The sequence below is a fragment of the Paenibacillus hodogayensis genome (assembly GCF_039536325.1).
Lineage (GTDB): Bacteria > Bacillota > Bacilli > Paenibacillales > NBRC-103111 > Paenibacillus_AB > Paenibacillus_AB hodogayensis.
This window is the reverse complement of record NZ_BAAAYO010000017.1, coordinates 31,825-58,789: the sequence shown is the minus strand read 5'-3', so window position 1 is coordinate 58,789 and position 26,965 is coordinate 31,825. Positions and strand designations below refer to the sequence as shown.

Genomic DNA, 26,965 nt, shown 5'->3' with positions numbered 1-26,965 from the left:
CTACACCTCTACCCCGTTCACGACATACTTGGGACGCTCGCCGCTGAATATACGTTTAATTTCTAGAGCCGCATGTCGCTGCAATCGGTTTAACGAGCTTTCCGAATACCAGGCGCAGTGGCTCGTGATGAAACAGTTGTCGAATTGGAGAAGCGGGCTGCTCATCGGAATCGGTTGCTCCTCCAAAACATCCAACGCCGCACCCGCGATTTTGTTGGTTTGCAACGCATCTATTAAACTTTCGGTTCGGATGACTCCGCCCCTGGACGTGTTAACAAGGTAGGCGGTTGATTTCATTCGCTCAAAGGCTTCATCATGAAAGAGATGCTTGGTCTCCGGGGTTAAGGGCAGATGAACCGAAATCATATCGCTTCGTTCCAGCAAGGTATGCCAATCGACCTTCTCTGTGTTTAACTCGTTGCAGACGTTTTCCGGCACATAAGGATCGTAGGCGATAGTCTGGATTCCAAAGCTTTGGGCTCGTTTCGCCACATCTTTTCCGATATGGCCGAAGCCGGCGATTCCGAGCATTTTCCCTTGCAAGCCCATAATCGGTCGGCACGGAGTCGTTTGCCACACCCCTCGGCGCACCTGGGAAACAATTTGAGGTATTTTCCGAACGCTCGAGAGCAAGAGCGACATCGCATGATCGGCGACTTCCCCCGTCCCATAATCCGGTACGTTGACAACGGGAATATTTCGTTCTTTTGCCGCTTGAATATCCACGCTATCGACACCGACGCCATACCTTACGATGATTTTGCAACGCTCCAAGTTCTCGATGACTTCTTTGGTGATCGGCGCTCTTTCGATTAAAATCGCATCCGCGTGTCTGGTTAATTGCATCACTTCATCCGCCGTTTTGCACTGTCCCGTTACAAATTCAAAGCCCATAGGAAGTAACACATCTTCTTCCTGATGCAAATCAGGAAAGCCATAGTCGGTCACCGCTACCGTATACTTGGTCATCTCATCAACCTCTCCTTTGCGTTGACTATAGCCGGACCATACTCTCCTGTGGTAACCGGGATATATTTCACCATATTCATATCCTCGGATTCAAAGGCATGCTCCCACATCTTGCCGTACATTTCCTTCAAAAGAGCTTCCGATTCCGGACGGTTCGCAATATTGTGCATTTCATACGGATCCGATTCCAGGTCATATAGCTCGTCAAAGTCGGTAGGATTATAGACGAACTTATAGTTTTTCGTCTTGACCATCCGGCTGGTATAGTATAATTCCGTACCGTTGCATTGGGCGTATATGCTGTCCCGCCAGTTATCCGGCGTTTCACCGGACAGGAACGGAACCAGGCTGCGCCCGCTCGTTTTGCCCAGCGGCTCCGCTCCAGTAAGTTCGATCAATGTAGGAGCTATATCCATGAGGGTCACGAATTGTTCGACGGCTCTCCCCGGATTCTGGACAAGCTTGGGAGAGCTCATAATAAGAGGAACGCGATACCCTTCATCGAACATGCTGATTCCTTTGCAATATAACCCGTGGGCTCCCGCATGTTCGCCATGATCCGATACGACGATTATCAGCGTATTGTCCATCTGGTTGTTGCGGGCCAAAGCATCCAGGACTTCCCCGAATAAATCGTCAACTAGCGTGCAGTAGCCCCAATAATGCGCAATGGATTCCTTCACTTCTTGTTCGCTTAATTGGCTGAACACCTTTCGCATGCGTTGATAGATTCGGGGTTTATCCTGCAGATCGTCATAGTAATTGGGCGGCAATTCGATTTGATCGGGATCATACATAGTGGCGTACTTTTCTGGAATAACAAAAGGATCATGCGGACCGTTCGGTCCGATATACATGCACCAGGGATCAACACTATCTTGCAGCCGATCCAATTGCGAGATGGCTTGATGCACGCATTCATAGTCGTCTATCTCGGTGTAAGATTTGTCCGATGTGCCGTAAAGGGTATAGCCTCCCCATCCGGGACGCAAGATTTCCCCGCGTTTTCGGCTTCTTTGTCCGCTTTCGCAGATCATTTCCCGATACGCTTTTCTGCGTGATCCATTGTCCAATTCCTGTTCCTTCAGGTACAATTCCGTCCACCCTCTGGATTGCGGCGTTTCTGTGGCTGAGACGTGCCACTTTCCGGCATAGTACATTTGATAACCGCTCTCCGCTAGTTTCTCGGAAAAGGTTTCGATCCCGGGGTTTAGATGGCTATGTATCGCCTGATCATTGGAAACGTTATTGTAGATCCCATGCTGCGAAGGATAAAGACTTGTCATGAATGAAGCCCTTGCCGGACAGCAATGTGCCATAGGCGGATACGCGGAGTGAAAACTAACGCCGGCTTCTTTGATTTTATCCATGTTTGGGGTTTTACAGGGGTGACCGGGAAATGTGATTTGGGCCTGCATTTGATCCGGCATAAAGATCAAGATGTTGGGACGGGTCTCGTTTTTCAACGGTTTTTACCTCTCCTATTCTTCTTGATTTAGATACAGATGCGGCTTTCCACAATGAACTGAAACTATTTCTTGTTCTTTTTGTTGGAATCGGCCATAAATTCATCCAACATTTTGTCTCCACCAGTTTTGCGCCATTTCTCGATTTCCTTCCTGAAACCGGCTTCGTCCATTTTGCCCATAATAAATTGGGTGGCCGCATCCGTGATGATTTGTTCCAGTTCCTTTCCGCGTTCCATGTAGGTTGCAGAGGTCAAAGTCTTGGACGCATCAAAAACACCGTATTTTTCATCATCTTTGTCGCTGCGATCCGATTTATCCAATAGAGCATGCTGTTTGGGCGGCATGGTGTTGTGAAATATCCAGGTTTTCAGAAGCTGGTTGCGTAAATCGGCTACTTCCTTAAGGAATAATGCGCCGTCGGTGGTCAGCGCTTTGCCGTCTTCAACTTTGTAGTGCTTTCCTTCGATCCCTCTCGCGAGCAGAGTCGCCATTTCCGGTTCCGCGAGTTTATCGAAGAAGGCGAGAATGCGAAGCAGCTCTTCCTCTGTTTTCACGGATGATTTAGGAATAAGGGTCAAGGTTTCCGTATTAATCTCCGCAACCACTTTTCTGCCCTTTGGCTCCTCAAAAGCTGTGAAATAATCCACTTCCGCTTGAGGCACCGGTTTGACCAGAACTGCATAGAAGTTATACGCGTTGCCGGAAACGGCTTGAACCATGCCCGACTTTCCTGTAGTGAATGAGCCTTGCGTTTGAGCTCTCGTGGCGACCGCAAAATCCTGATTCATCAATTTTTCGGCATATAAACGCTTCATGAATTTTAAAACATCCATGTACTCATTGGTCTCAAAATCGGGAATCAACTTTCCGCTTTCGATCGCAAATTTGTTAGGACCGCCATGCATCACAACGATGTTGTTGAGCTTGCCTAAGCCTTCCATGGCTAGGCCAACCGTATCGTTAACGCCATTTTTGTCCGGATCATTTTGTGTATACGCTTTTAAGACTTGATAAAGCTCCTCTAAGTTTTTCGGCTCCTTCAAACCTGCATTCTTAAGCCAATCGCTGCGGTAAATGAGTGATTGCCTGGTGATCGGCCGTGAAGAGGGAATTCCATAAATTTTTCCATCGACCACAGTATGATCGAAATACGCTTTATTGAAAGTAGATAAGTTTTTGAATTTGGACAAATGCGGACCGATTTCCCAAAACATGCCGGATTTCATGGCACTTTGAATCGTAGGACTATAGTTTGCATTCACGACCTTAGGCAGCTCTCCGGATGCAATCATCAAATTGATTTTGTCGGTATAGGCAGCCAAGGGAATCCACTGAATGGACAGCTTGGTATTCGTGAATGCCGCAATCCGTTTTTCGATTTCATTACCATCGACGGGCGGTTCTTGAAAAGCCACCGCGGCCATTGTAAGCTCGAGGGGCTTTTCCTCCTTCTTGACTGCACTTCCTTCCGGATTACCCGAGCTGCTAGTTCCTGCGGTGGAGCAAGCTAAGGTCGTCAAGAGCATCGAAGCAACAACCATCCCTTTAACCGGTAGCCATCCTTGCTGTTTCATTGACAAATGCTCCCCTCTCTTTGTAATAAAAACGGTCCCTTCTGATTTCCGGATAGCCATTCCTCACTGCCGATTCGTTCGTTTCACCCCCCTCAAGACTAACCTTTTACCGAACCCAACAGAACGCCCTTAGCAAAATGCTTTTGCAGGAACGGATACACCATTAGGATCGGTGCCGTCGCAAAAGTGATCACTGCCATTTTCACGGTTTCCGCCGGGAGTATCGCATCCTCCAGCGAAGACGAATCCGCGAAGCCGGATTGCGCTAAGATGACAATTTGCCGCAGCATAACTTGGATCGGCCATTTATCGGAATCGTTCAAATAAATGATGGCGTTGAAATAGCTGTTCCAGTGTCCGACCGCATAGAATAAGGCAAAAGTGGCCAAAGCCGGTGCCGACAGGGGAAGCACAATGCGGAGCAGAATCCGCATATCGTTTGCGCCGTCGATCTTGGCGGATTCCTGCAATCCATCCGGAATTTGCTGAAAGAAGTTTTTCAGAATAATCAGGTTGAATGCGCTGATCGCATTCGGGATCATTAGTGCCCACAAGGAATTGATCAGACCTAGTGACTTGACGACGATATAGGTGGGAATCAAGCCGCCTGTAAACAACATCGTAAATAGCACGAGTATAAGCAAGGTTCGTCTTCCGCGCAGACGATGATGGGCAAGCGGATACGCCATCAAGGAAGTGAGTATCAGATTGATCAGCGTTCCTACAATGGTCACGTACAACGAAATCATCATGCTGCGAACGAGTGTATTGGTGGAAAAAATATACTTGTATGCATCAAGCGTTACATCAGTCGGAAAAAGCAAGAACGTTCCCTTCGCAACAATATGTTCCGATGAGAAGGATGCGGAGACGATATATATAAAGGGAAGTACCGCCGATAAACCGATCAAGGTCAAAAGAATGACATTGAATGCGTCAAACATATGACCCCCGAGGCCTCGATGATTCACCAGATTCCCTCCTCTCCCGTCTTTCGTACCGCCCAGTTGGCCGACAATACCAGAACCAGTCCGATTAAGGATTTGAATAGACCGACAGCGGTGCTGTAGCTGAATTGTGCTTGTGTCAAGCCTACTCTGTAAATGTAAGTTTCAAACACTTCCGCAACCTCCCGATTCATCGGATTCAGCATCAGAAAAATATGCTCGAAGCCTACATCCAAGAAATTGCCCAGACGGAGGATAAACAAAATCACGATGGTGCTGCGGATGGCGGGCAAAGTAATCAGCCATAGCTGATGCCAACGGTTAGCTCCGTCTATACGAGAGGCCTCGTAGAGCTGGGGATCGACTCCCGCCAAAGCGGCCAAGAAGATGATCGTCCCCCATCCCGCGTCCTTCCAGATCGCCTGAAGCATAAACAGAGGCCGGAACCATTCCTCGCTCAGCAGAAAAGGGATCTTCTCCATTCCCATCGAGGCGATCAGGTCATTCACGACCCCGCCTTCTGTTGTGAAGAAAAGATAAGAAATCGCGACCACAACGACCCAGGATATAAAGTGTGGAATATAGACCAGCGTTTGGATGGTTCGCTTGAACAATTGAAGACGAATCTCGTTGAGAAGCAGCGATAAAATAATCGGTATAGGGAAATAAAAAACGATGTCGTACACGGCCAAAATCAATGTGTTTTTCAGAAGATTCATAAACTGCGGATCCGCAAACAGACGTTCAAAATGCTTGAACCCGACCCACGGACTGTTTAAGATCCCCAAATGCGGCCTATAATCTTGGAACGCCATAGCTATACCAATCATGGGTACATATTTAAACAAAATGAAAAAAACGATACCTGGAACAAGCATTACATACAACCATCGATCCATGATCAGGTCGGCTACCCACGGCCTGCGTTTTTTAACAGACGGAGTGCTTTGAAGATCGGTTGTCGCCATGGCGTTGTTCTTCATGTTTGATGTTCTCCTTTCCCTAATCGTTATTGGATACCTGAAATGTAACGCGCCGTGTTCAAAGAAGTATATATCCCTCAGTTAACTATTTCACCGAAATCGACATTGATGATCGTTATATACAGCAGATAACCTATACATCCACCCCATTTAGCTATTAGGTCTGATAAGAAGAAACACCCAAGTTTCCTTAGGAAGCATGGGTGTTTGTATGTCCTACAACTGCTTATGATCTTTACGATACGTTCCAGGTGTAACTCCGGTAGCCTTGCTAAAATATCGGATAAACGGGGTTGAATTCGCGTAATTCAGCCGCGTGGCGATTTCCAAAATGGTCATATCCGTCTCGACCAGCCATTTCTTGGCGAACCGTAGCCGATACTGCGCCAAAAAATCACTGAAGGTTAACCCGGTTTCCTTCTTGAACACGCGACTGACATAAACCGGGTGAAAATTAAGTCTCGCCGAGCAATCCTCCAGCGTCAAATTGGACTCGAATTCTCTTTCTATTATCCGAATCAGATCTTCCGTTATCCGATTATTGTGCGATTCGCGTTCATCCCTTAAGTGGTTGGCTATAGGCATCGCGATTTCGTCCAATAGCCATCGTTTCCACTCTATCAATGACTTTCCTTGCAACAAATGATGGGCAACCTGCTTATCGCCAAGAGCCTTCTCGGCTGACAAACCTGAATCGTAAAGCAACTCAGTCAAACTTCCGATTAATTGCATCAGCATAAATTGGAATTCTTGAATATGGATATTGGATTGGATGGCATGTACCAAATAGACTTCCAAGCTTGCGGAGATCCGCTCGGGATGCCCGAGCTTAACCGCATCCACAATATCCCTTTCCAACTGCTTGGGGTATACGGTTTGCTTGTTTCTGTTCAATTGAATGTCATTAATGTGCAATATCATTTCCGATCCCAGTTGGAACCTATACTTCAGAGCCTCAAGACCTTCCTGGTAAGCACCCGATACATCGACAAGGTCGCCATAAGAACGGCTGACCCCAATGCTTACCTTCAAACCGAGGAATTCCGCTATCTTGATTCGAATATCTTCCGCAATCGAGAGAGCCCATCTGCCGCATTCTTCATCTGTTTCAAATTCCGAAGCCAGAATCGTCACTTGCGAGTTGTCCATGGATACCGGCTGAAATCTTTTCATGGGATCTACCAAATCGCCCACAATATTCCCGATTGCGAAAAGTAACAAATCACGGTCTCGTTCCTGATAATGGGTATTCTTCAAAGTATCAATTTGGACGACAAGCACAATCAATCGCTTCCAAGCAACGGGAAAGCCTATTGCGGACAAGTGCTCCAGCAATTTGCTTTTAGTGATTTTTCCGGCCAATAACCGCTGCACGAAGCTGTCCCTGAGTTGGACGGCATAGAAGGTCAATTGGTCCTGCATCTGAAGACTGCTGTTCATCAAATGACGAATACGTTGGGCCAAGTCGGCGAAATCTTCCTTCACATCCCCGTCTTCTTTCTTGCCTAAGTCACTTCGCAGGAATTGGACAAATCCCCGGATTGGCGAATACATCCAATGGGAGCCATAAAGGGCTGCCGCTCCGAAAAGCAGGAATAACGCCGCACAGCTGGCCAATGTGAAGATCCCGATTTGTCGAGCCTCCATTGTAGACTTTTTGGCATCTTGAACGGCAAGATAAGTCCAACCGTGCTGGGGTGATTGTATAAAATGAATCCATACATCTCGCCCTTCCCACTCCATCGGAAAGTGACCGTTGCGACTTTGTAAGGACTCTATCCTTTCAGTAATCCGGTTTTGGACTTCCACAGATAATTCACCGATATTCGGATCACCGAGCACGGCTTGGGGGGAACGATCCAGCACGAACAAGTTTCCCAGCTCATTTTGCACCAAAAATTGCCGATTCAATTCACTTTTTTTGATTTTTAAAACTAACAAAGCACTAGTTTCCACGGAAAAATTCAATAGTGGCACTTTGCAGATCAGATTCAAGGTTCCCATCTCCGGGGAGGAAGTCGAATCCGGCATCCACACCAAATTGTTCCTCATCGAAGTATATCGTTCCAAGCTTTCATAATCGGCAAGCTCCTTAAGGTTGCTTCCGAATCCGTTTTTTCCTATGTACCAGTTTTCCCTCACATTAATCAAAGAAGCATCTTGCACACCGACGAAAAAATGAAGATTATGCAATCCTTGCGACAAATCGTTGATTTCCTTGAAGTGGGTGGTGGTAGTGAGCGGCTTATAAAGAGCATTAGTAACAATTGGCGAACTGACATATTGCATCACCACGTACTCCAGTGTTTTGAGCAACTGCTCCACCCGCATTTGGGTCTGTAACAGATTTTGCAGATTGCCCTCGTCTACTTTCTCCTGAATGCCCTTGGATGCAATTGTATATGAAAACACTCCCAAAAAAAGAATCGGGAGTAGCGTAAGAAGCGTGCTGAACACAAACCATCTTCTTAACAGTGAAGAAGCGATCACCGGTTGCACCTCTCCCGATAAGCTTTTCTGCGTTTTCCGGACGGGTCTGGTTTTTCATAGGGAAGCCCATAAATCGGTCATGGCGATCAAAGGGTTATGGCCCATATACTCGCGACACGGTTGATTAAACTCGGTATAAGGTTTTCTTTGGAGTTCGGTCGGATGTCCTCCATGAGGATGATAGAACTCCCATAATGTCCCGGTCTCGGAAAATTTCTCGGCTGTATGGTCCAATGCGCGTTCCAGAATCACTTTGGCTGCATCGTTTCTCCCGTACAGGGTACAACCCCGGGCGACCCAATAGGTGATACTGTTCCAGGAAGGCCCCCGCCACATGCGAAGTTCAAAGGCCGGATCCTCCAGAGCGATGGTCGGAACCGGATGCTTGGTGAAAAAACGCTTGGGATTCAATACATTTTCATCGATCACGCGATTCGCTTGCTCCACGGTTGCCGCACCTACCATCATCGGCCACATGCCCTCAAACGTAAGGCGACGGCTCCCGGGATTATTAACCGACCAAATATCGTGGAATAGAGCCGTTTCTTCATCGAACAAGGCGCTGCGCATAAATTCCGCCAGCTGTCCGGCTCTGCTTTGCCATTTCGCGGATTCAGCAGGCAAATCAAGGAGGCTCGCCCATTGTGCAGCGTAGACATGCATTTGATAAACATGCGCAGTCGCATCGACGCACGCATAGGGACCCGGTGTGATATGGTCATAACGAATTCCGTCATCGACACCGCTTTCCCATACCTTTTTCCACAGATCGATATAATAATAACCTTCATTTTCAGCCTTCCGTTTGGTTTCAAACCAACCGATTTGACGAACCAGGGCAAGGTAGGCTGTTTTCAACAAATCGATATCTTCGTATAGGTCATAATAATCCTGCACGGCCACCGGCCAAAACGGAGGATGCCCCTTCACCGTACTCCATTTCACCTCGCCGCCGCGGAACCAAATGCAGCCGGGGATCAATCCGTCGGAAGTCTGCAGCTTTAAGTAGTTTAAAATTTGATGTTTGGCATGATCCCGCTGATAACGGAGGGTGTCCAAAGTCGCATGGGTTAGATCGATGTGACCGAATGCCGGACCGTAGCAGTACCCCGTTCCGATTTCTTCCCATGGATAATGAAAGGGAGGCTCCGGTTCCCGAGTGCACTTGTTATGAAGCTCTACCGTATATTCCAGCATCGATTTCCACTCGGGCTTGCCCATGTCATACACTTGCTGTTTCAAACTTCTCATGAAAGTGTCTCCTTCTCTCTCCACAATCCTTCCCCGAGCGAACGTCCGTGACCGTGATACATCCTTCGATTCTCCAGCCGGTGCAACGTTTCCTTGACTGCGATATCGACAGCAGCATCGATGATTTCATTGCCGAATTCCGCGCTTGAATCCCTGGGATCCATCTTACCTCCCGCACCGATCAGCAGTTCTCCTCGTGGCGGAAGCACATCCAGTTTCACTGTATCGGGATGTAGCGCCATCATATGCGATGTCTCCCATCCTCCCGCATGATCGCCGGCAACTTCGTATTGGTCGGCTACCAGCAAATGATCGACGAACGCCCAAGCCAACATTCCGACGCTTCGGCTGTACTGCCGTTTATTGAATAGCAGCGCCGCCGACCTTGCATGGTCAATCAAGGGGTAATGACCCGCTACCAATACGCCGACTCGAAAGCCGAGCGACTCCGCTTCGGCAAGAATGTGCAGCAGAAGTTTCTCATATTGAAACACTTGCTCGGTTGCGGAAAAAGGCATGCGCTCCGGAAGAAAATTGTCCGGTGGCAGCTCCATTTTCTCGGCAATCAAATGTCTGTCTTGCGCACTGGCCTCCATTAAACATTCCAACCGGCTCTCGCCGTAGTACAAAGGGGGGAACACAAGCCCACCACCTTTCTGCGCACAGCGAATGGCAATACCTTCCGCCTGCAGGGAATCAGCGCCGACTGCATTGTGCAAGCCGTGCCATTCCAGTGTGCCGATCGGAATATACACAACCGGACACGCTTTCCTCCGGGAAACAATTTGATCGGGACGCAGCATGTGATACCTGACTTCGTCGCTCATAAGTAGTTTCGCTCCTCTTCAATCGATATGGTTCTAGCAAATTTGGAAACTGGCGAATGATTTCCGGTCGGAGGATCGATTCAACTATTCTGTCCGCCCATCGTTCGGTACAACTGCTCGTAGGCTTCTGCGATCGCTTCCGATGCCCGGTAGGCGCGGACAGGCCAATATCCAAAAGCGTCGTGCGTTCGAATCGTGGCAACGACCAATTCTTCGGCAGGAGCGCCTGCAAGCTCGCCGGGAGAATCCGTCAACTTGCATTCCGAGCTGATGGCGAGCAGGTTGTCGAATTTTTTCGGTCCGATCACATAACTGCCCCCATCCGTAGCGGCTCTCAGGTAGAATGCGTGCGTGGTTGCTGTTTCATCTTTGGCCACTGCCTGTACGGCTACACGGGCACCTGTAACGAGTCCTCCGTTAACCGGATGAATGATGAGTCGTGCGCCGAACATGACAGGCAACGTTCTCAGATCGGGATATCTTCGGTCATGGCATACATGTAGGCTGACCGGGACGCCGTAAATGTCAAATTCGTTCAGCATGTGCCCATGGTAATAGTACCTTTCGCAAGTCCTGAATTTTAGATTGTCGCGCACGGTATTGCCGTCCGGATCGTACAACCTGCAAGAATTGAAGACAGGTTCGGACGAACCGGGTCTCACCTGATCCCAATTCGGTCTCCCGACAATCAGGTAGGGCGAGTTTGCGGTTTCCCGCAAACAGGCTCGAATGATCGCTTCGGCCTCTTGCATCGGTTCCACCTGATCGAGCGTCGGCTTGGTGCGAAAAAAACCGAATATACAGTATTCCGGCGCTACTAATAATTCAATACCGAGCTCCGCCGCGCTTCGTATCCCTTTGCAAATGGATCGAACATTGTCATTCACATCGCGGGAATTCAGCATTTGCCAGGCGCCCGTCTTCAAATACTCTTTCATCAGCGCTGTTGGACCTTCATGCGCGAATCGCCGCAGCTCCACATCCGCATCCTCGACACTAATCCTTACTCCCAGCTGAGGGATGATATCATGATCGACGCTGCGAATCACGCATTCGCCGTTCCAATAGATTGCCAGATCGGCCAGCTTGATCCGATTGCCGGCTCCTTCAGTTTTGACCAAAGTAACTTCGTTCTCGTCCTGCACAGCAGGCGGCAACGCGACCCGAACGACGGGCTGTGCGCGATTCCACTCGCTGGTGAAAAGCGCAGCCTCGCGACAATCGAGGTTGCATTCCACATAGGCGTATTCGAAACCGCCGTCAAAGCCGAATCGCACATAACCGGAGCCGCTGCCCAGATCTTTGAAAACTAAGTGAATGGCGTCGCCGTTGCGCGTATGAACGCCCGGACCTTCAATCTCAATCGACGGTCCGCCCGAAGCCCGTACGGACAATCCGTTCTCCTGCCGTACAACCCGATCCGATTCCGGGATCACCCATGCATCGGATTCTTTTGCAAAATCGAACTTGTTTAATACAATCACAGGATCGTCTCCTCCCCATTTTTCGATCAATCGTTTCATCGAGATATAGTACTTCTCGGTAAGTATCCACATCAGAGATGTCGGCTTCATATCCGGCTCCGACGCCGACTCTCGCTTCCACCCGGTTGCAGTAGGCCATGATCGCCGCATCCGCGGCTTTCACCGCCAGCCATGACTGGTAAGATTCGTCCGCTTTATAAAACTTCCCGGTCACGAGCAGGTCCTTCCATGCCCGAAGTGAAGATCAGCCGTTCGGTGCCGGGTCATAAGCAACATTCCATTCTTCCAAGGACAACGGGCGTCTCAGATATAAGGATTCCATGGCGGAATTGATCAAGTAAGTAGTAAGCAAATTTCTTTCAATCCGGCAAGGAAGGGTCCCGTTGATGAACATCTCCTCCATCATTTCGGTCAGCCTGGTAAAATGGCGATAAGGCCTCTCGGTCCCTGTATTACAGTACGCAGCGATATAAGCTCCTTCATCATCCTGAACGGCAAAGCTCCATCGGGTTGCAAATTTATCGAGCTGAGCCACGTACCCCATCGTACCATCCTGATAGGTTACGACGAACAGCGCGGGATTAGGACACTCCTTGCGGGGATGTCTCCCTGCTAGCTCCGGCTCGAGTGCGAGGGCACGCAGCATCAGCGCTTCCGGCCATTCTCCACGGTCCATCGCTTGCCACATCTCGTTACCGGACAAGGCATGAACGGATGCGACGCCCAACTCCGCCCCGTGACGGTGTTCAGCTAGCGCCTGCAGCACTTCCATGCCATGGAATCCGTAAGACTCATGCCCGCCATGACTGTTGATGAAGAATATCCGTCCTCTCTGCAGAAACGCCCGATCGAAGTGAGGCAAATAATCCGTGTAGGGGATGGAAGAACCGGCCATGAAAGGAATACCCCGACGCTTGACCTCATCATAAATCCAGCGCGCATCCGTATTGTTGTATGAGAAATGCTTATCCAGAAAGATCGGCACGCGAATGCCGTGAAGATCCATGGCTGCCAGCGTCTCTTGCATGAACCGCAGCCGCGGATACAAGTGCTGCTGCTTCTCATTCCACGGGTAATCTCCATGCTCTCCGATGACGACAACACCGTCGACCGGCCGTTCTGGGGCACCCCAGGCGACCGCTTCCTCAATGGTGGCACAGATGGGTACGCCGTGCCTCACGGATAGCTCACGACTCAAGTCTCTGGCTGTCACTTGTTCGACGTACATAGCGACAAGCTCGACTTGCGGTTTATATCCAAGCTCGCCAAGCAGCCTGCTGACGATCACATCAGCGTGGGAATTAAGCCAGTATTGGGTAATGATCACCGCAACCCGCTTCCTCATATCCGGATCCCTCCGTCGATCGTATACAGCGATCCCGTGATGTAGGCGGAGGCATCTGACAGCAGGAAGGCGGCCAGCTCGGATACTTCGTCCGGAGTTCCGCTTCGCCCGAGCAAGATGTCCTTACGAATCTCCGCCGCCTTTTCTGGTGTCCGCTGCTTCGGCTCTTTTATGTCCCCCGGTACGATCACATTCGCCCTGATGCCATGATTGGCATTCTCGGCGGCAATCACTTGCGTTAAGAAGTTAATCCCGGCTTTAGCCGATCCATAGGCCCCTTCGCCCACTCGCGGTTTCATGCCCAAGATCGAGGAGGTATTGACGATGGACCCGCCACCGGAATCCTTCATCAGCAGAATGGCATGCTTGCTGATGAGAAATGTCGAATTGAGCGTGCCCTGGATCACTTGGTTCCAATCCTCCAGCGTATAACCCGTAACTGGCTTCCGATTCTGCAAATAACAATTATGAAATGACCCGTCCAGTCGGCCGAACCTATCGCGGATTTGGCTGAATAGGCCGATGACCTGATCCTCATCGCTCGCGTCTGCTTCCACAAACAGCAGCCTTTCCGGGCCATATTGCTCCATCAGCGCCAACATCCGGGGAGAATCATTCGCAACTACCCAATCATTGGCGACCACCTTGGCGCCTCTCGCCAGAAACATTCGAGTGGAAGAGAAGCCGATCTTGCCCAGCGCGCCGGTTATGACAATCACTTTATTTTGAAGCTGCATCCTCATCCAGTCCCCTCCATGCCTGGATTCAAACACCACTTTTAACGTTCGAACACCGCAGGCTTCCATAGCCGCTCGTCTGCAGCGTGATCATTTACGCCTACCTCCGGCGAAAAATTCCTGCTGCAGCCTTCCGGTTTCCTCTTCGGCTTTTAGGATCGTTCGATAATAATAAAAGATCGGGTAGTAGTACTGGGCAAACTTTTTCGGACTGTCTCCCCAAAAAATAAGCGCCTCGCCGGATATTTCCCTTGTTTTACCACTCGCCTGAGCGACTCTGATGGCCTCTTCGAAGGTGACTCGGCCGGCTTCCAAATAGTTGAGGTCGCCGGTGAATTCGTAGGCATAGGAGAGCGATTCCAGACAGATTGGATTGCTGTGCAGATGCTGCGTGCTCGGCAGTTCTTTGTAATAGAACATGCCCGTTTCCTTCACATAGCAATGCTCCACATAATCCTCCATCGCGTCCACGATCATTTGCTTGATTCGTTCTTCCGGGCGGATTCGATAATAGCGCATCAAGCTGTTGACGGCGATGCATATCATGAAGCCTGAACGATAAACGACATGCCCTGCAGCCGGTGCCAGCCAGGCGCCATACTTCTTTTTCCAGGCTTCGAAATGATCGACGATTTGGTCGGCGGATTGCAGCCATTTCTCGTCATGGGTCTCGGAATACAAAGCTCCCAGACTGCGAAGCGCCCAACCGCTTTCTCTTGCGGAAATGCCGCCTTCGCCTTGGTAACGGGGAGTAGCCAGCAGCCTCCTCACATTGTCTCCGATGCCGATTGCGGCCTCGAGTGCGGATGCTTCCCCCGTTAGGTGGTAGTAATCAAGCAACCCTTCCACCCACTCATGACATACTTTCACCTCGCCTGTCACATGCTTGGCGGAATGCATCACTTGACCTTGATGACGCAGCGGATTGGGGCTGTAATGGAGAATGTCCACGTCCTTCCAATGTTCCGCCGCTCTCATCAAATAGTCGTAAAACCTTCGTTTCCCGGTTCTCGCATACAAATGCATCATGGCATGCGGCAGATCATATTCGTTGTTCACCCATACCCAATCTCCGCCGCCTCTGCCCTGGGCCGTATAGTCTTTATCCGGCGCATCGCCCCAATAAAGCATGCCGTATGTTTTCGTACGGCCGTCGGCCATCCGATAAAATCCGCGTTCCACCCAATCTATCGTCTGATCGCCGGGAATCGATTCGATTATGCCGGCGCGCTCGAACGCAGCGGACTCCAGAACAGGATGATCCGCAAGCTGGAATTGCAGACTGCGCACATTCACCTCATCTAGCGTTTCGTCCCCGTCATGCACATTCAGGAACAATCGATGGGTCTTGGCCATCCCCTGCAGCATAGTAATCGGATGTCCCGCAGGAATGATGCCGACGGTTATTTCTTCGCCTGTAATATCCAGCGATTTGGGGCAATTTTGCAGGGCCTGAAACAACGTAACGGTAATTCCGCCCCGCTTCTCGTCGGACAGATCCGCCCAGAATGTACCCGCGAACGTTTCCGCCTGGTCCTCAATAAATTCTTTTTCGAGAACCTCAGCCGTAAATGTACACGACAACTGTTCTCCCGCCGATCCGCTCTTCATCCTGCGATCGGCTCCGGCGCGGCTAATCCCCAGTCGAAGCTGATCGGACGTCACAATATGTTGCGCGGAACGAACATGCAGTTGGGCTGCGTGAATCACCTGCTCGCTCTCCGGCTCCTTATTGACAATCTGATAATCGATCATCAGCCAAGGCTTGCCGGCATACGCATAGACCCGGACTACAAAATCAAACCATTGGCTCTCTTTTGCGCGACCGCGGTGCTTTCCTCTCGCTTCAACCGCGCAGCGAACAGGACCCGCTTCGATGACGCGCCAGCCTTCTGAGGAAATCTCGCAATCATACTCCTGCTCGGAAGCGTCTCGAAGCGAGGGTCCAACCACATCATGGGTGGGTACAAATCCCGTTCGCTTCAACGATTGGAATAATCCCGGTCCTCCCGGGGCTGTCAACTCGGCTTCGATCGCACCCGTGCGGATCACAAACGTGCCATTCACCGGCTCGATCACGACCGGTTTCGCAGGTACTGCCGTTACGCGATCCGTCGAGAGTGCGAACGCTTTGCCCGAATTGGCCGGAAGATCGGCTAGAAAATGCAGCAGCAGCCATTTTACGGAACCATCCGGCCATTTGGCGGTCACCCTTGTTTGCGTCGGTACAGCCACGGTGCCGTCAAGGACGGATACTCTTGTTGTATCAGACACTGCCCCTTTCGCGAATGGCACCGCGATCATGCACGGTTCCTCATGTCTGGGATACATGGAAATTTTCTCGAAATGGAGCGATATCATTCGCGCATCTCCTTCTCAATCAAGCTTCATGCTGTGATTAACCCGATCAATCGCGATTGTAAATTGGAAGGCGCAACTGCCTTCCAATTTACAATCTTTATTGCATTCTTGCATTCTTGCATTATTGGGAAGCTTTCAAAGCACGTTGATACGCCGCATTATAAGTCTTGACCAAGTCATCCAAACCGCGTTGCTTCAGTTCTCCTACGTATTTATCGAAGTTTGTCAACGGTTCCTGGCCGATGATGAATTTGATCATGTACTCGCTCGTTTTGTCCATAATCGGCTGCAGGTTTTTGGACACGATATCTTGCTCCGCTTGCGTAAAGCTCAGTTGCGGCTCCTGCTTGGTCCAATCGGGCTTCGACGTCTCTACGGCAGCGGCCACTAACATGCCTTCGTTTCGATCCTTGAATAGGCTCGGCAGAGGAGCGGTAAAGAAATATTTGGATGTGCCTATGCCTAGATTTGTGGGGTTATTCACCATATCTTTCTTGAAATCATCCGTATATTGCGGCTTTCCATCTTTCATGGTATAGCTCTGACCTTCAATGCCATATTGCGTCAGAAGCCTGCCTACAGGGCTGTACAAGAAGTCATAATATTTTACGATCAACTCCGCGTTTTTGGACTTGGACGAAATCGCCATGACACCTTTCAGGCTGAAATCCGGCAGCAACTCTCCTTTTCCGTTTTTATCCTTGAGCGCTCCGCCGCCCACCATCTTGGCTTTCGCATTTTCCTTCTTGAGCACATCCGTGAAGAAATCGGTGCGGCCCGGGTTAAAGAAGATCGCTCCCACATTGCCTTTACTAACCTTCGCTTCCCATTGCTGTTTCGAGATGATCGCAAATTCGGGATCGATTAATTTTTCGTTATATAGTTTGTTCAAGAAGGTCAGCGCATCTTTCATCCCTGGAAGAGCAGGGCCAAATTGATACACCCCCTCTTTGTTCAGATACATGCGCGGATCCGTTCCGAACGCCCTGAAGATCGGGAAGTTGTTATACCCTTGCGGAGCGAACGGAATTGTGTCCTTTCCGCCCAAATTCGCATCTTTGAAAGCTTTGAGGACTTGATAAAACTCATCCGGGTTTGTTGGGGCTTTCAGTTTCACCTCATCCAACCAATCCTGTCTGTATTGCGGGACGGTAGCGGTGGTACCCGGCATGGAGAAATAGGGAATTCCATAAATTTTCCCGTCGGCTGCCCGCAAGGAAGTATCTATGCCTTCTTCTTTGATCGCTTTCAAAATGTTGGGGCCGAATTTTTTGAGCAAGTCGTCCAGCGCCAGGAACGCTCCATCCATGCCGTACTTTTTCGCCGAGGCGACGTCCGAATCCATCACATCCGGCAAATCGCCGGAAACCAGAGTTACCTTGAATTTATCGGCGTAGCTTGCAGTGGGAATGTTGGTCAATTTCAGCTGTACATTCGTTCTTTTTTCAATTTCGGCAAAAATTGGTTCGGTTCCCCTTTGCGGTTTCGTATCGTGGGCGGCGGAGAATATTTCGAATGAAGCCTTTTCCTTTAGCGGGAATGTGGCAGTTGGAGGCGCGCTTGACGCTGCACCGGCAGACGGCGCCGCGCTCGGGCTGGATGGCCCTGCCGAACCCGAATCCGAGCTGCCGCATCCTGCCGCGCAGATCACCAAAGCCGAACCGGCCGTCATCAGCCACGAGATTTTCTTGAATTCCTTCATCGTTATACCATTCCTTTCGCTTCGCTCAAAACACAAAACGGAATGAAATCCGTTGGCGGCGATGAGCAATTCTTTTTGTATGCTGGAAATACAGAGACCCCGTATACTGCAAATCACGCGGAGGTGAGTGGGCCGCCTCTTCACGAGGTGACCGCATCGTTATATGGGTCGGTTGCAGGATTGACGTCCACCAAACCTTTGTCGTTGCAAACCCTAGGTTACAGTTACCATGTGATGCCGTGGCCACCTGACTTTTTACGCGCCCCCACATACATTTTTTTCCATGAAGTCGTTCTGAGCACGACTTATTTTGCTATGCCCGTTCTCCCTACTACGTGCGGTGAGCTTAGTTTTCAGACTTCGAACCCCTCCTAAGGTTTTTGGATATATGGTAAAAAGCTTGCGCTTCTTCACCCTTTCAGCGAGCCGATCATGGCACCTTTTACAAAATGCTTCTGGACAAACGGGTATACGAGCATGATCGGCAAAGCAACAATCATGATCGTTGCATATTTGAGCGATTCCGCCATCAAGATCGTCTCCGTGCTCCCTTGTCCCCCCGTGATATCGGCCGTTTGACCAAGCAATACGATCTTGCGCAAAAATAATTGCACGGGATACAAGTGTTCACTCTGCAAATAGATCATCGCCGGAAAATAGCTGTTCCAGTGTCCGACCGCATAAAACAAGGCAATCGTTACGAAGGCGGGTTTCGATAAAGGCAAGATGATGCGAAACAAAATTTGCATCGACGACGCGCCGTCGATCGTGGCCGCTTCTTCCAGCTCTTTGGGCAAGTTTTCGAAGAAGGTCTTCATCAGAATGACGTTCCACGTACTGATGGCGCCTGGAATTAACAGCGCCCAATAAGTATCCACCATACCAAGCGACTTCACGATCAGGAACGTAGGGATCAAACCTCCGGAAAAGACAAGGGTGAAGGTGATCATGATCATGAACGGTTTGCGGAATACGAGGTTCTTCCTGGAAAGTGGGTAAGCCATCAAGGAAGTGAGCAACATGTTGATGGTCGTTCCTACAACGGTATAGAAGACGGTGTTCACATATCCCATTCTTAATTCCGGGTAACTTAATATGGTTTTATACGCCTTCAAGCTGAACCCGATCGGCCACAAAAAGATTTGATTTTTATATACCGCTGTCGGATCGCTGATCGAAGACGAGAAAACGTATACAAACGGATACAAGGTAACGAGTACGACGAACCAAACCAGGATCCGCGAAATATTGGCAAAGATTCGGTCTCCCCAGCTATCGGCGATTTTCATTGGATGTTCCCCCACTCGGCTTACCATATACTGGTTTCCGTTGCTTTTTTGCTGATTTTGTTCGCAGCGAACACAAGAACGAGGCCTACGACGGAATTAAACAAGTCGACCGCTGCAGCGAAGCTGAACTCGCCAGAAATCAATCCTCTGCGGTAAACGTATGTCGACAGCACATCGGCCGTTTCATAGGTGACCGGATTGTATAAAAGAATGATGGATTCTGCGCCGACGCTAAGGATATCGCCCAATTGCAAAATGAATAAGATGATGATGACCGGCATTATCCCCGGGAGTGTCACATACCACACTTTTTTAAGCTTACTGGCTCCATCAATGGAAGCGGCTTCGTACAATTCCGGATTAATCCCCGCCATCGCTGCCAAGTAAATGATCGTTCCCCATCCCACCGATTTCCAGATGCCCATGCTGATGAAAATCGTCCTGAAATAATCCGGCATCATCATAAACGAAATCGGACTGATCTCGAAAAGGCCCAGCAATTTGTTGGCAAGCCCCGTCGATGGCGAAAGAAAATTGACGACAAGTCCGGCGATGACAACGGTAGAGATAAAATGCGGCAGAAAACTGATTGTCTGACTAATCTTTTTGAACCAGACCTTTCTCAATTCATTAAAGGCAAGCGCTAAAAGGATCGGCGCCGGGAAGGCAAATAGGAGTTGATACACATTGAGGAGCAGCGTATTGCGGATCAGCCGCCACGCGTCCGGGCCTTGAAAAAACTCTATAAAATACTTGAGGCCCACCCATTCGCTGTGAAAAATGCCTTTGTACAGATTGTATCTTTGGAAGGCGATGACGACTCCGTACATGGGGGCATACTTGAAGACGAGAAAATAAAGGATTCCGGGAAGCAGCATGAATAAAAGCAAGCGGTCTCTTTTGATTAATCGTAAGGTTTGTTTCAACTTATCTCCCTCTTCCTGATCGCAACCAATTGCATGTCTTTTCCGCATCGTATTGGATCTGCTCACTCTGTGTTAACCCGATCATAAGAGCGGTTTCAATGCGATTCAAGCATTCAATTTCGAAGAGGAATTCAAATTCTACATTCTGGGCAAATGCGGCATCTATTTTCTATATTTGCTTCGTAAAAACCGCAAGTCCTAAGAAAAACCGTCCGGTTCGCGGACGGTTTTTGGCTTCGGCGTTCGGTTAGGCTCGTGAAGCGGGGGTTCGATGGGATAAATCGGAAAATTGCGGCGTTACGTTTGTCAGAGTAAGAAAAAACCTCTGAGCAGATCACTTCAGAGGTTTTGGGTCGATAGTTCCCTGAACTTTCCGGGGGTCATCCCTTCATGTTTTTTGAAAGTGGTAATAAACGTATTTTTGTTCAAATAGCCAACTTTTTCCCCAATCTCTTCGATATGGAGCCTTTTTTCTTTTAGCAATAGCAGTTTGGCTTGATCTATCCGCAGCCGATTGACATACTGGATGAAGTTCGTTCCGGTCTGGTCTTTAAAATAGCGGCTCAAATATTTGGGGTTCAAGTTAAAATGATCCGCAAGTGTTGTTAAAGATATATCGCTGCTAAAGTGGGATTCGATGTAGTGAATCATTTGGTTCTTTAAATCGTAGTTTTTGCTCTCCTTATTCCCGTATAACGTTTCGATCATATACCGGTAGATGCCGAATACGGAGTCCTTCATACTTTCCAGGCTCGCCATTTCTTTGTTCATATAAATGCTGATGACGGCTTCGTCAAACACCTCTTCCTTCTTCACACTGCTCCTTTGGATGATTTTGTTGGCCGTAGCCATAAGCGTGTTGTAAAGATCGTTCAATAGCACATACGAGTTTATGGCATGCCTGTTTCTGTCGATGGTTTCATTCAATACCGTTTCGAGCTTCGCGTAATCGCCGGAAAGAACATTTCCAATGATTTGCTGTTCCAAATCGATCGGATAATCCACAAACTTCTGTACGAAGTGGATGTCCTGATGTTGAATAAGCTGAATCGTTTTGTCTACTTCACGATAATTTAATGCTTCCAGCGCTTCTTCGTAAGATCGATTCACGGTCAATAGATCATCACACGGTCTTCCGATCCCTAGCGCAAGAGAAAAGCAAACCTTTTCCGGCAACCCGGATATTTGCTCCATGGCCGCCTGCAAGTTCAGAGTGAGTTTGTCTTCTTGTTCATAATTCGCAAGAATGGAGATTTGATTCCGGCCAATATTCGTTACCATGCACGAGATATCCGCATCATTGTTCAAGAGCTGATTGAACACCTCGATCAGGCGGCTATTGAAATTCAATTGTTGGAAGGTGGTGCTTAAGGGATCAGTTATTTCGATCTTCGCCGCGATAACGGAAAACAACGGATACTTGAATCCAGCCGCTGAATCCGGCCTGACCTTCATCCGTTCCTCCGGTATGCCCAGGATCATCGTTTTCGCATAATAATCTTTCAAAAGAGAGATATGCTCCGTTTCGCTTTGCATCAAATGCTGATTTCGCTCTGTGATGTAGTGAATGTGGCTCGAGATCAGCTCCAATTCGCTTATTTTTTTCTCCTTTTTCCAATCCACGGCGGACATGTCGAATTGGAACGACCTCATAATTTCTCCAATCGGCTTGTATAAGTTTCTCGCGAGAAAGATGGACAGCATCACGCCTAAACTTAGCAGGAATAAGCTGGTGATCACCATCCAATTGCGTAAAAAGAAAACCGGTTTAAAAATATGGGCCGCCGATGAAAACGCGATATATTTCCAATCCGTCACATTGGAATGAAATTGGGAAACGAAGTAATTATTGTAGCGGGCTCCATTGGAAGGGCTTTCAATCAGAGTCTCATTTAAAAACTGCTGCAGCTTCCAATCCGAGAATCGTACATTGAAATGGTTCGCATCCGATTCCATGATCGTTTGAAGCTGCTCGTTCACGATATAAAAACCGGTTTGAGCGTCCGATGGATTCACGGAATTCATCATGGACATAAATTTAGTCTCATTGATTAAAACAACAAGAGTCCCCCTGATCCCAGCGTTGTAAAGGGGAAACGACGACAAAACCACGATATACCGTTTGCCGGACCCAGCACCGTCTGTCAGCTTGAAAGTACCCAGATCTTGAAAGAGATTGCGGTCCTGCAGCTTCTGAAGCAATTGTTCTCGATCGTTCGTTTCGGGTTTATACACGTAGTCGAAGAAATAATCCGGATAAAACAAACCCGACTCCGTGATAATCCAATTCTTCTCCTTATAGTACACGTATACATCGTCTATAAAAGATTGCGTGCCCTTGATGCGATTTAATGTTTTGGACACGTCCAGCAATTTCGTTGGATTGCCGGGATCGACATCAACGGTCAACGAAATTTGATACAAGGTTTGCCGGACTTCCTCCATTTTTTGCTCAATGTTGACATACACATGCTTCAACAGGAGTTCGTTGTTCTTTTTCACTTCCTCTTGAAGCGCATTAGAGAATAGGAAATAAGCCAAGCTTCCAAAGATTAGAATCGGCACCAAAATCAGAATGATAAAGGAGCTTAGCAGCTTGAAAAAAACGCTGCTCGTATTAGGAAAATGCATTTGCAGCCTTCTGTTTTTCATTTCGAAGCGCCCCCCCTTTGGGATTGCCAAGATGAACTATACTTCTCATCTTGTGCCAATATAGAATAGGGTGACACAAGAAGTCAAGGCAAAATTTTCTAAAAATAATAAGCAAAAATCTCTTACAAGGAAAGAGAGACTTCCTCTGCAAAGTCGGTACTCTTTATGGTGGCAATATCGAAAGCCGGCGAATTTCGCACTTGATAAAAATGCCCCCCTCCTGTTGCCCAAAATGGATCCAGTAGCACATCCATAATATTCGGACAATACATCTCCTTATAACGTAATCAAATTACCCCAGACAGCCTGGTTCTCTAATCTTTTCGTCTCCCGTTGGCGTACTCCCCGTTAAGCTCGCCCTTGAGTTCCAACGTGGACGAGATGACCGTCACGTTTTTGAGCAGCCCGGAAAAATCAAAGACCGAAGCGCCGGACAGATTCTTTAACAACACGAACGATATTTTGAAGATTTCGGACGTCTTCACCTCCACTTTCACCCAAATTGTAGCAATCTGATGCTTCGACAACAATTAAATAAAGGACATCTTTTCATTGAAGATGTCCTGATTCATGCAACCGTGGGATAGCCTTCCAGTCAGCTCTCGAAGCAAGGACAGAGGTGCAGATATAAGGCGCGATCAAAAAATGGCGGATCCAATTTTGTTCGAAATTGCGCGTCACTACGCTGTAATGGATCATCTAATTGGTCTATTCTTTTTTGATCGCGCCTAAACGAAAAGACATGGGCACCGATACGATATCGGACTCATGCATTTTCCTCTTGCAAACGGGCCGCGAAGCAGTTCGCTATCCTTTAACGAGCCGATTATCGTCCCTTTTTCACAATAGCGAAGCAGGAACGGGTACACCGCCACAGGCAGCACGGAGACAATCACCGCCTCCATCTACAAACCTTCCGGCGCAGGCGGAATCTCGTTTACCGCAGACGTAGACGGGGCCAGTCGGTTTCAACCGCTTCTGCACTAAACATCAGAAACAGTCTTACCTATACGATTATACGAGGAGATTGATGTAGATCCCGCCGAGAACCGTACGGTTCTGAAATCCGATATAGCGTCCATATTTCACTTGATGAGCGGTTGAACTGTAATACCAATCCGTAATCGGTACGCGCTGCGGAGTCTCATGAATGAAGTTCCACAGAGACCTGTACAAGCTTTCGCAATATTCGCTGTTTTCTGTAAAGACGGTTGTCCACGCCAGCCAGTCAATCTTCGTGTAATCGGATCGCGAGTCTAGCGGGATCCCGTACCTGTTCATTTTTTTCGCATATAATTCGATTTCATGTTCATAAACTTGTTCGTCGAACAACCCAACATCGAGCAGCTTATCCCACACCAGGTTGTATTTGAGGCTCCAGGTGTCGGGCTGATCGAAAGCGAGCTTTGAGCCATGTTCCAGTTGAGCGTCGGCGAGCCATCTGTTCGCCATCTCCTGTGCGGCCCGGATATACTTCTCGTCGTTCATCAGTTTGCCGTATGCCCCCAACGCAACGATAGCTTTGACGCTCAGGTTGCAGTTATGAGCAAGATGGCCCGCAAAGTCGTCCGTACATAACTGATTCCCGGGATCATAACCATACCTCACAAGGTAATCCGCCCATTTGTCCAGGATACCCTTCTCGTTTAGGGCGAATTCGTTCGACCGCTCAAAGCGGGACAACGCTGCTACGGTAAGAAGCATGTTGCCGCACTCTTCGACAGGCATTTGACTCTCCAGTTTATTGTCTCCATAAACTTGACCATTGCACAGTGGGTACTGACCACAGTCATGCGGAGCGAAATCGAACGTCCAGACGTTGGAATGGGCATATTTCAAAATCGGACGCAGCATCCCCTTAACGAGTTCGGGATTATATTTGAGAAACAGAGGAATAGAGGGATAAGTGACGTCCAACGTTGCAATACAGCCATTGCTGAAGCATTCCTTGGACAAAAATAGGATATCCCCATCGTGCAGCACGAGCTTATGCGCGGCGATTGTCTGACGATAAGCGAGGGCAGCGATGTCCGCATAATAACGGTTTACTTTCGCTGCTTCGCCGGCGAGCTCCTCCTCGAACTCTTCCGCAAGGGAACGAACGTGTTCAAAGTCGGATAAGGCGGCCTTCAGCATATTGTCAAAGCTGCCGTACTCATTCTTGTAGTATGCATCAACCTGTTTTCCAAAATATTCAATCGATTTGATATCGTCGTAAGCAAGGCAGATCCTATCGGAGCGTTGATCGCTGATCAGGGCAATACAGGAATAGGCGCTGGCCGGGCTTGGCGTTTCGTCCTCCAAACGCGTAACTTCCTTATTGTTCAGAAATTGATGCCTACCGTTATAATCGGTCACAAACGCTTTGGGGTGCGCAACGTGAAGATAGCCCCAATCGATTCGTATGTTGTCCCCGCTTGCATGAAGCGGATTTTGCACCTCGTTGCCGCAATAGACGGAGTCTGGGCCATGGCTGAAAACGATCTGCTGCTTCATGTCATTGACACAACATTCGCCAGCAATGTCAACATACACTTGAATATCATGCACGCCTCCATCCTTAACCTCGATGTCATATGAGATGTAAGAAACGGGACGAGACAAAAGGTGAAGCCGATCCGGAAGAAGCGGGGTCAGAAATTTCAGCGTCAATACGACTTTCTCGTTTTCGAAGGTGTATATCGTCGTCAGCGGTTTGACTTCCACCTTGACTTGCGGGATCACTTGCGGCTCTGCGTAATATCGCTCACTGAATGCTTCCACTTTTCCCATGAAACGATACACTTGACCGTCTATTTTCAACAAACCGAGCATTCCGTTACGCTGTCCTGTCCAATGACGCGTATGGTCGTCGTACAGATGGTCAGCGAAGGACCAGATACTAAAATACGGATCTACCGTAATAAGGGGCACTGCGGATGGTCTAAAGCTCATTTTCTCGGCTCCTCGATAGAGATTTTACATCTAGTATAAGAGCGGAGCGCATGATAAGGTATAGAGAAAAGAAGAATATGGATGAGGAAAACACGCATGAGGGAACAAATTTATTATTTCGGCGAAGGGGCCGATAGGCAGCTTGGATTGAACTTTGAGATGGCAGGGAAGTCATTTTGCGATGAGACCTATCGGATTGGGCGCCCCTGCTCGAAAGTAAGCTGCATAGAGTATATCGTCAAGGGAAGAGGTACAATTAGAATCGACTCGAACGAGTTTTATCCCGCGGCAGGGGATACGTATTTTTTGCACCAGGGTAAAGACCACTATTATTTCTCCGATAGAGATGACCCGTGGGTGAAGATCTGGGTTAATTTTAACGGAGAGTTGTTGACGGAGTTGGTACGCAGTTACAAGCTTGAAGGCTGTTATCATATCCCTGATTTTTATTCCATGCACTATTTGCAGCAGATCATCAGGAATGCCCGAACGAATGACAACAACTCCGTTCTGAATTGCACCTTGGCCGTGCATGAGCTTCTGTTCAAGATCAGTGAGCATTTGCATACCCCGGATATTCATTCGGATGCAATGAGGATGAGAAAGTATTTGGATGGCCGCGTCTCGGAGAACGTTTCCTTGTCAGAGCTTGCGCAAGTGATCGGAAAATCGGAATCGCAGGCGATACGCCTGTTTAAACACCAGTACGGCATCACTCCGTACAACTACCATCTTCAATTGAAGATGGAGTTTGCCAAAAAGCTTCTCAGAAGCACCAGTATGACCATTAGAGAAATTGCGGCCTATCTTTCCTTTGCGGATGAATTTTATTTTTCGAATTTGTTTAAACAGAAGACAGGAATAGCCCCATATTACTTTCGAAATACAGGTTTATGATACAAGCTTACATACCAAATGTATTTGTCTACTGAAAATCCGGCCACATGGTCATTTAATTTCCGGCCACTGTGCACAAAATAAAAAGCTTGTACGGCTGCTGATTTAGTTGTCAAAGAACAAGATTC

At 48.6% G+C, this 26,965-nt stretch carries 19 protein-coding genes and 1 pseudogene; 1 reads left to right on the top strand and 19 read right to left on the bottom strand.

All coding sequences use genetic code 11. The features are described from left to right. The 19 genes and pseudogenes from ABD796_RS31095 to ABD796_RS31005 form a co-directional block, all read right to left on the bottom strand. Nucleotides 1-969, bottom strand: a complete 969-nt coding sequence (locus ABD796_RS31095; protein ID WP_344915806.1) for a C-terminal binding protein — start codon at nt 967-969, stop codon at nt 1-3. Then, nucleotides 966-2,435 (bottom strand): sulfatase family protein, encoded by a 1,470-nt coding sequence (locus ABD796_RS31090; RefSeq protein WP_344915805.1) that lies wholly within the window; start codon nt 2,433-2,435, stop codon nt 966-968. Before ABD796_RS31090 ends, ABD796_RS31095 begins: the two co-directional genes overlap by 4 nt. A 65-nt stretch (nt 2,436-2,500) precedes the next feature. Further along, complete coding sequence (locus tag ABD796_RS31085; RefSeq protein ID WP_344915804.1) at nt 2,501-4,012, bottom strand: extracellular solute-binding protein; 1,512 nt, start codon at nt 4,010-4,012, stop codon at nt 2,501-2,503. Nucleotides 4,013-4,110: 98 nt separating this feature from the next. Further along, on the bottom strand, nt 4,111-4,956 hold the full coding sequence (locus ABD796_RS31080) for a carbohydrate ABC transporter permease (protein ID WP_139603472.1): 846 nt from the start codon (nt 4,954-4,956) through the stop codon (nt 4,111-4,113). 23 nt (nt 4,957-4,979) lie between these two features. Further along, nucleotides 4,980-5,942, bottom strand: coding sequence for an ABC transporter permease (locus ABD796_RS31075; protein ID WP_139603432.1), 963 nt, complete (start codon nt 5,940-5,942; stop codon nt 4,980-4,982). Nucleotides 5,943-6,158: 216 nt separating this feature from the next. Continuing rightward, entirely contained in the window at nt 6,159-8,432 is a 2,274-nt protein-coding gene (locus tag ABD796_RS31070) for a helix-turn-helix domain-containing protein (RefSeq protein ID WP_344915801.1), read from the bottom strand. 54 nt (nt 8,433-8,486) lie between these two features. Beyond that, complete coding sequence (locus ABD796_RS31065) at nt 8,487-9,683, bottom strand: MGH1-like glycoside hydrolase domain-containing protein (protein WP_344915799.1); 1,197 nt, start codon at nt 9,681-9,683, stop codon at nt 8,487-8,489. Next, on the bottom strand, nt 9,680-10,486 hold the full coding sequence (locus tag ABD796_RS31060) for a creatininase family protein (RefSeq protein WP_344915928.1): 807 nt from the start codon (nt 10,484-10,486) through the stop codon (nt 9,680-9,682). Before ABD796_RS31060 ends, ABD796_RS31065 begins: the two co-directional genes overlap by 4 nt. Before the next feature lie 104 nt (nt 10,487-10,590). Next, on the bottom strand, nt 10,591-12,084 hold the full coding sequence (locus tag ABD796_RS31055) for a carbon-nitrogen hydrolase family protein (RefSeq protein WP_344915798.1): 1,494 nt from the start codon (nt 12,082-12,084) through the stop codon (nt 10,591-10,593). Nucleotides 12,085-12,238: 154 nt separating this feature from the next. Continuing rightward, the gene (locus ABD796_RS31050) at nt 12,239-13,339 is read right to left on the bottom strand and encodes a hypothetical protein (RefSeq protein ID WP_344915796.1); all 1,101 of its coding nucleotides are present in this window, start codon (nt 13,337-13,339) and stop codon (nt 12,239-12,241) included. Next, on the bottom strand, nt 13,336-14,082 hold the full coding sequence (locus ABD796_RS31045) for an SDR family NAD(P)-dependent oxidoreductase (RefSeq protein ID WP_344915795.1): 747 nt from the start codon (nt 14,080-14,082) through the stop codon (nt 13,336-13,338). Before ABD796_RS31045 ends, ABD796_RS31050 begins: the two co-directional genes overlap by 4 nt. A gap of 84 nt (nt 14,083-14,166) precedes the next feature. Then, complete coding sequence (locus ABD796_RS31040) at nt 14,167-16,437, bottom strand: RIFT barrel domain-containing protein (RefSeq protein WP_344915793.1); 2,271 nt, start codon at nt 16,435-16,437, stop codon at nt 14,167-14,169. A 121-nt stretch (nt 16,438-16,558) separates the two neighbouring features. Continuing rightward, nucleotides 16,559-18,139 (bottom strand): extracellular solute-binding protein, encoded by a 1,581-nt coding sequence (locus tag ABD796_RS31035; RefSeq protein WP_344915792.1) that lies wholly within the window; start codon nt 18,137-18,139, stop codon nt 16,559-16,561. Nucleotides 18,140-18,549: 410 nt separating this feature from the next. After that, nucleotides 18,550-19,428: a carbohydrate ABC transporter permease gene (locus tag ABD796_RS31030; protein WP_344915790.1), complete on the bottom strand. Its 879-nt coding sequence runs from the start codon at nt 19,426-19,428 to the stop codon at nt 18,550-18,552. A gap of 20 nt (nt 19,429-19,448) precedes the next feature. After that, nucleotides 19,449-20,354 carry an ABC transporter permease gene (locus tag ABD796_RS31025; RefSeq protein ID WP_344915788.1) on the bottom strand — a complete coding sequence of 302 codons (906 nt, stop codon included), beginning with the start codon at nt 20,352-20,354 and terminating at the stop codon, nt 19,449-19,451. Nucleotides 20,355-20,693: 339 nt separating this feature from the next. Then, the gene (locus ABD796_RS31020) at nt 20,694-22,556 is read right to left on the bottom strand and encodes a helix-turn-helix domain-containing protein (protein ID WP_344915786.1); all 1,863 of its coding nucleotides are present in this window, start codon (nt 22,554-22,556) and stop codon (nt 20,694-20,696) included. Nucleotides 22,557-23,320: 764 nt separating this feature from the next. Continuing rightward, a complete protein-coding gene (locus tag ABD796_RS31015; protein ID WP_344915784.1) occupies nt 23,321-23,491 on the bottom strand; it encodes a hypothetical protein in 171 nt (56 codons plus the stop codon). A gap of 529 nt (nt 23,492-24,020) precedes the next feature. Beyond that, nucleotides 24,021-25,778 (bottom strand): glutaminase domain-containing protein, encoded by a 1,758-nt coding sequence (locus ABD796_RS31010; protein ID WP_344915925.1) that lies wholly within the window; start codon nt 25,776-25,778, stop codon nt 24,021-24,023. Beyond that, nucleotides 25,779-25,949: pseudogene (locus ABD796_RS31005) on the bottom strand (DUF4964 domain-containing protein); the annotation flags it as partial. It abuts the gene before it with no gap. Nucleotides 25,950-26,036: 87 nt separating this feature from the next. Here ABD796_RS31005 and ABD796_RS31000 point away from each other — a divergent pair. Further along, on the top strand, nt 26,037-26,837 hold the full coding sequence (locus ABD796_RS31000) for a helix-turn-helix domain-containing protein (protein WP_344915782.1): 801 nt from the start codon (nt 26,037-26,039) through the stop codon (nt 26,835-26,837). The last annotated feature ends 128 nt before the right edge of the window (nt 26,838-26,965 follow it).

Bases quoted from the DNA above. Each gene is read 5' to 3' on its own strand.
- ABD796_RS31095 (WP_344915806.1), bottom strand. From the start codon at position 969: ATGACCAAGTATACGGTAGCGGTGACCGACTATGGCTTTCCTGATTTG.
- ABD796_RS31085 (WP_344915804.1), bottom strand. From the start codon at position 4,012: ATGAAACAGCAAGGATGGCTACCGGTTAAAGGGATGGTTGTTGCTTCG.
- ABD796_RS31080 (WP_139603472.1), bottom strand. From the start codon at position 4,956: ATGTTTGACGCATTCAATGTCATTCTTTTGACCTTGATCGGTTTATCG.
- ABD796_RS31075 (WP_139603432.1), bottom strand. From the start codon at position 5,942: ATGAAGAACAACGCCATGGCGACAACCGATCTTCAAAGCACTCCGTCT.
- ABD796_RS31065 (WP_344915799.1), bottom strand. From the start codon at position 9,683: ATGAGAAGTTTGAAACAGCAAGTGTATGACATGGGCAAGCCCGAGTGG.
- ABD796_RS31060 (WP_344915928.1), bottom strand. From the start codon at position 10,486: ATGCTGCGTCCCGATCAAATTGTTTCCCGGAGGAAAGCGTGTCCGGTT.
- ABD796_RS31055 (WP_344915798.1), bottom strand. From the start codon at position 12,084: ATGAAGCCGACATCTCTGATGTGGATACTTACCGAGAAGTACTATATC.
- ABD796_RS31050 (WP_344915796.1), bottom strand. From the start codon at position 13,339: ATGAGGAAGCGGGTTGCGGTGATCATTACCCAATACTGGCTTAATTCC.
- ABD796_RS31045 (WP_344915795.1), bottom strand. From the start codon at position 14,082: ATGAGGATGCAGCTTCAAAATAAAGTGATTGTCATAACCGGCGCGCTG.
- ABD796_RS31040 (WP_344915793.1), bottom strand. From the start codon at position 16,437: ATGATATCGCTCCATTTCGAGAAAATTTCCATGTATCCCAGACATGAG.
- ABD796_RS31035 (WP_344915792.1), bottom strand. From the start codon at position 18,139: ATGAAGGAATTCAAGAAAATCTCGTGGCTGATGACGGCCGGTTCGGCT.
- ABD796_RS31030 (WP_344915790.1), bottom strand. From the start codon at position 19,428: ATGAAAATCGCCGATAGCTGGGGAGACCGAATCTTTGCCAATATTTCG.
- ABD796_RS31010 (WP_344915925.1), bottom strand. From the start codon at position 25,778: ATGGGAAAAGTGGAAGCATTCAGTGAGCGATATTACGCAGAGCCGCAA.
- ABD796_RS31000 (WP_344915782.1), top strand. From the start codon at position 26,037: ATGAGGGAACAAATTTATTATTTCGGCGAAGGGGCCGATAGGCAGCTT.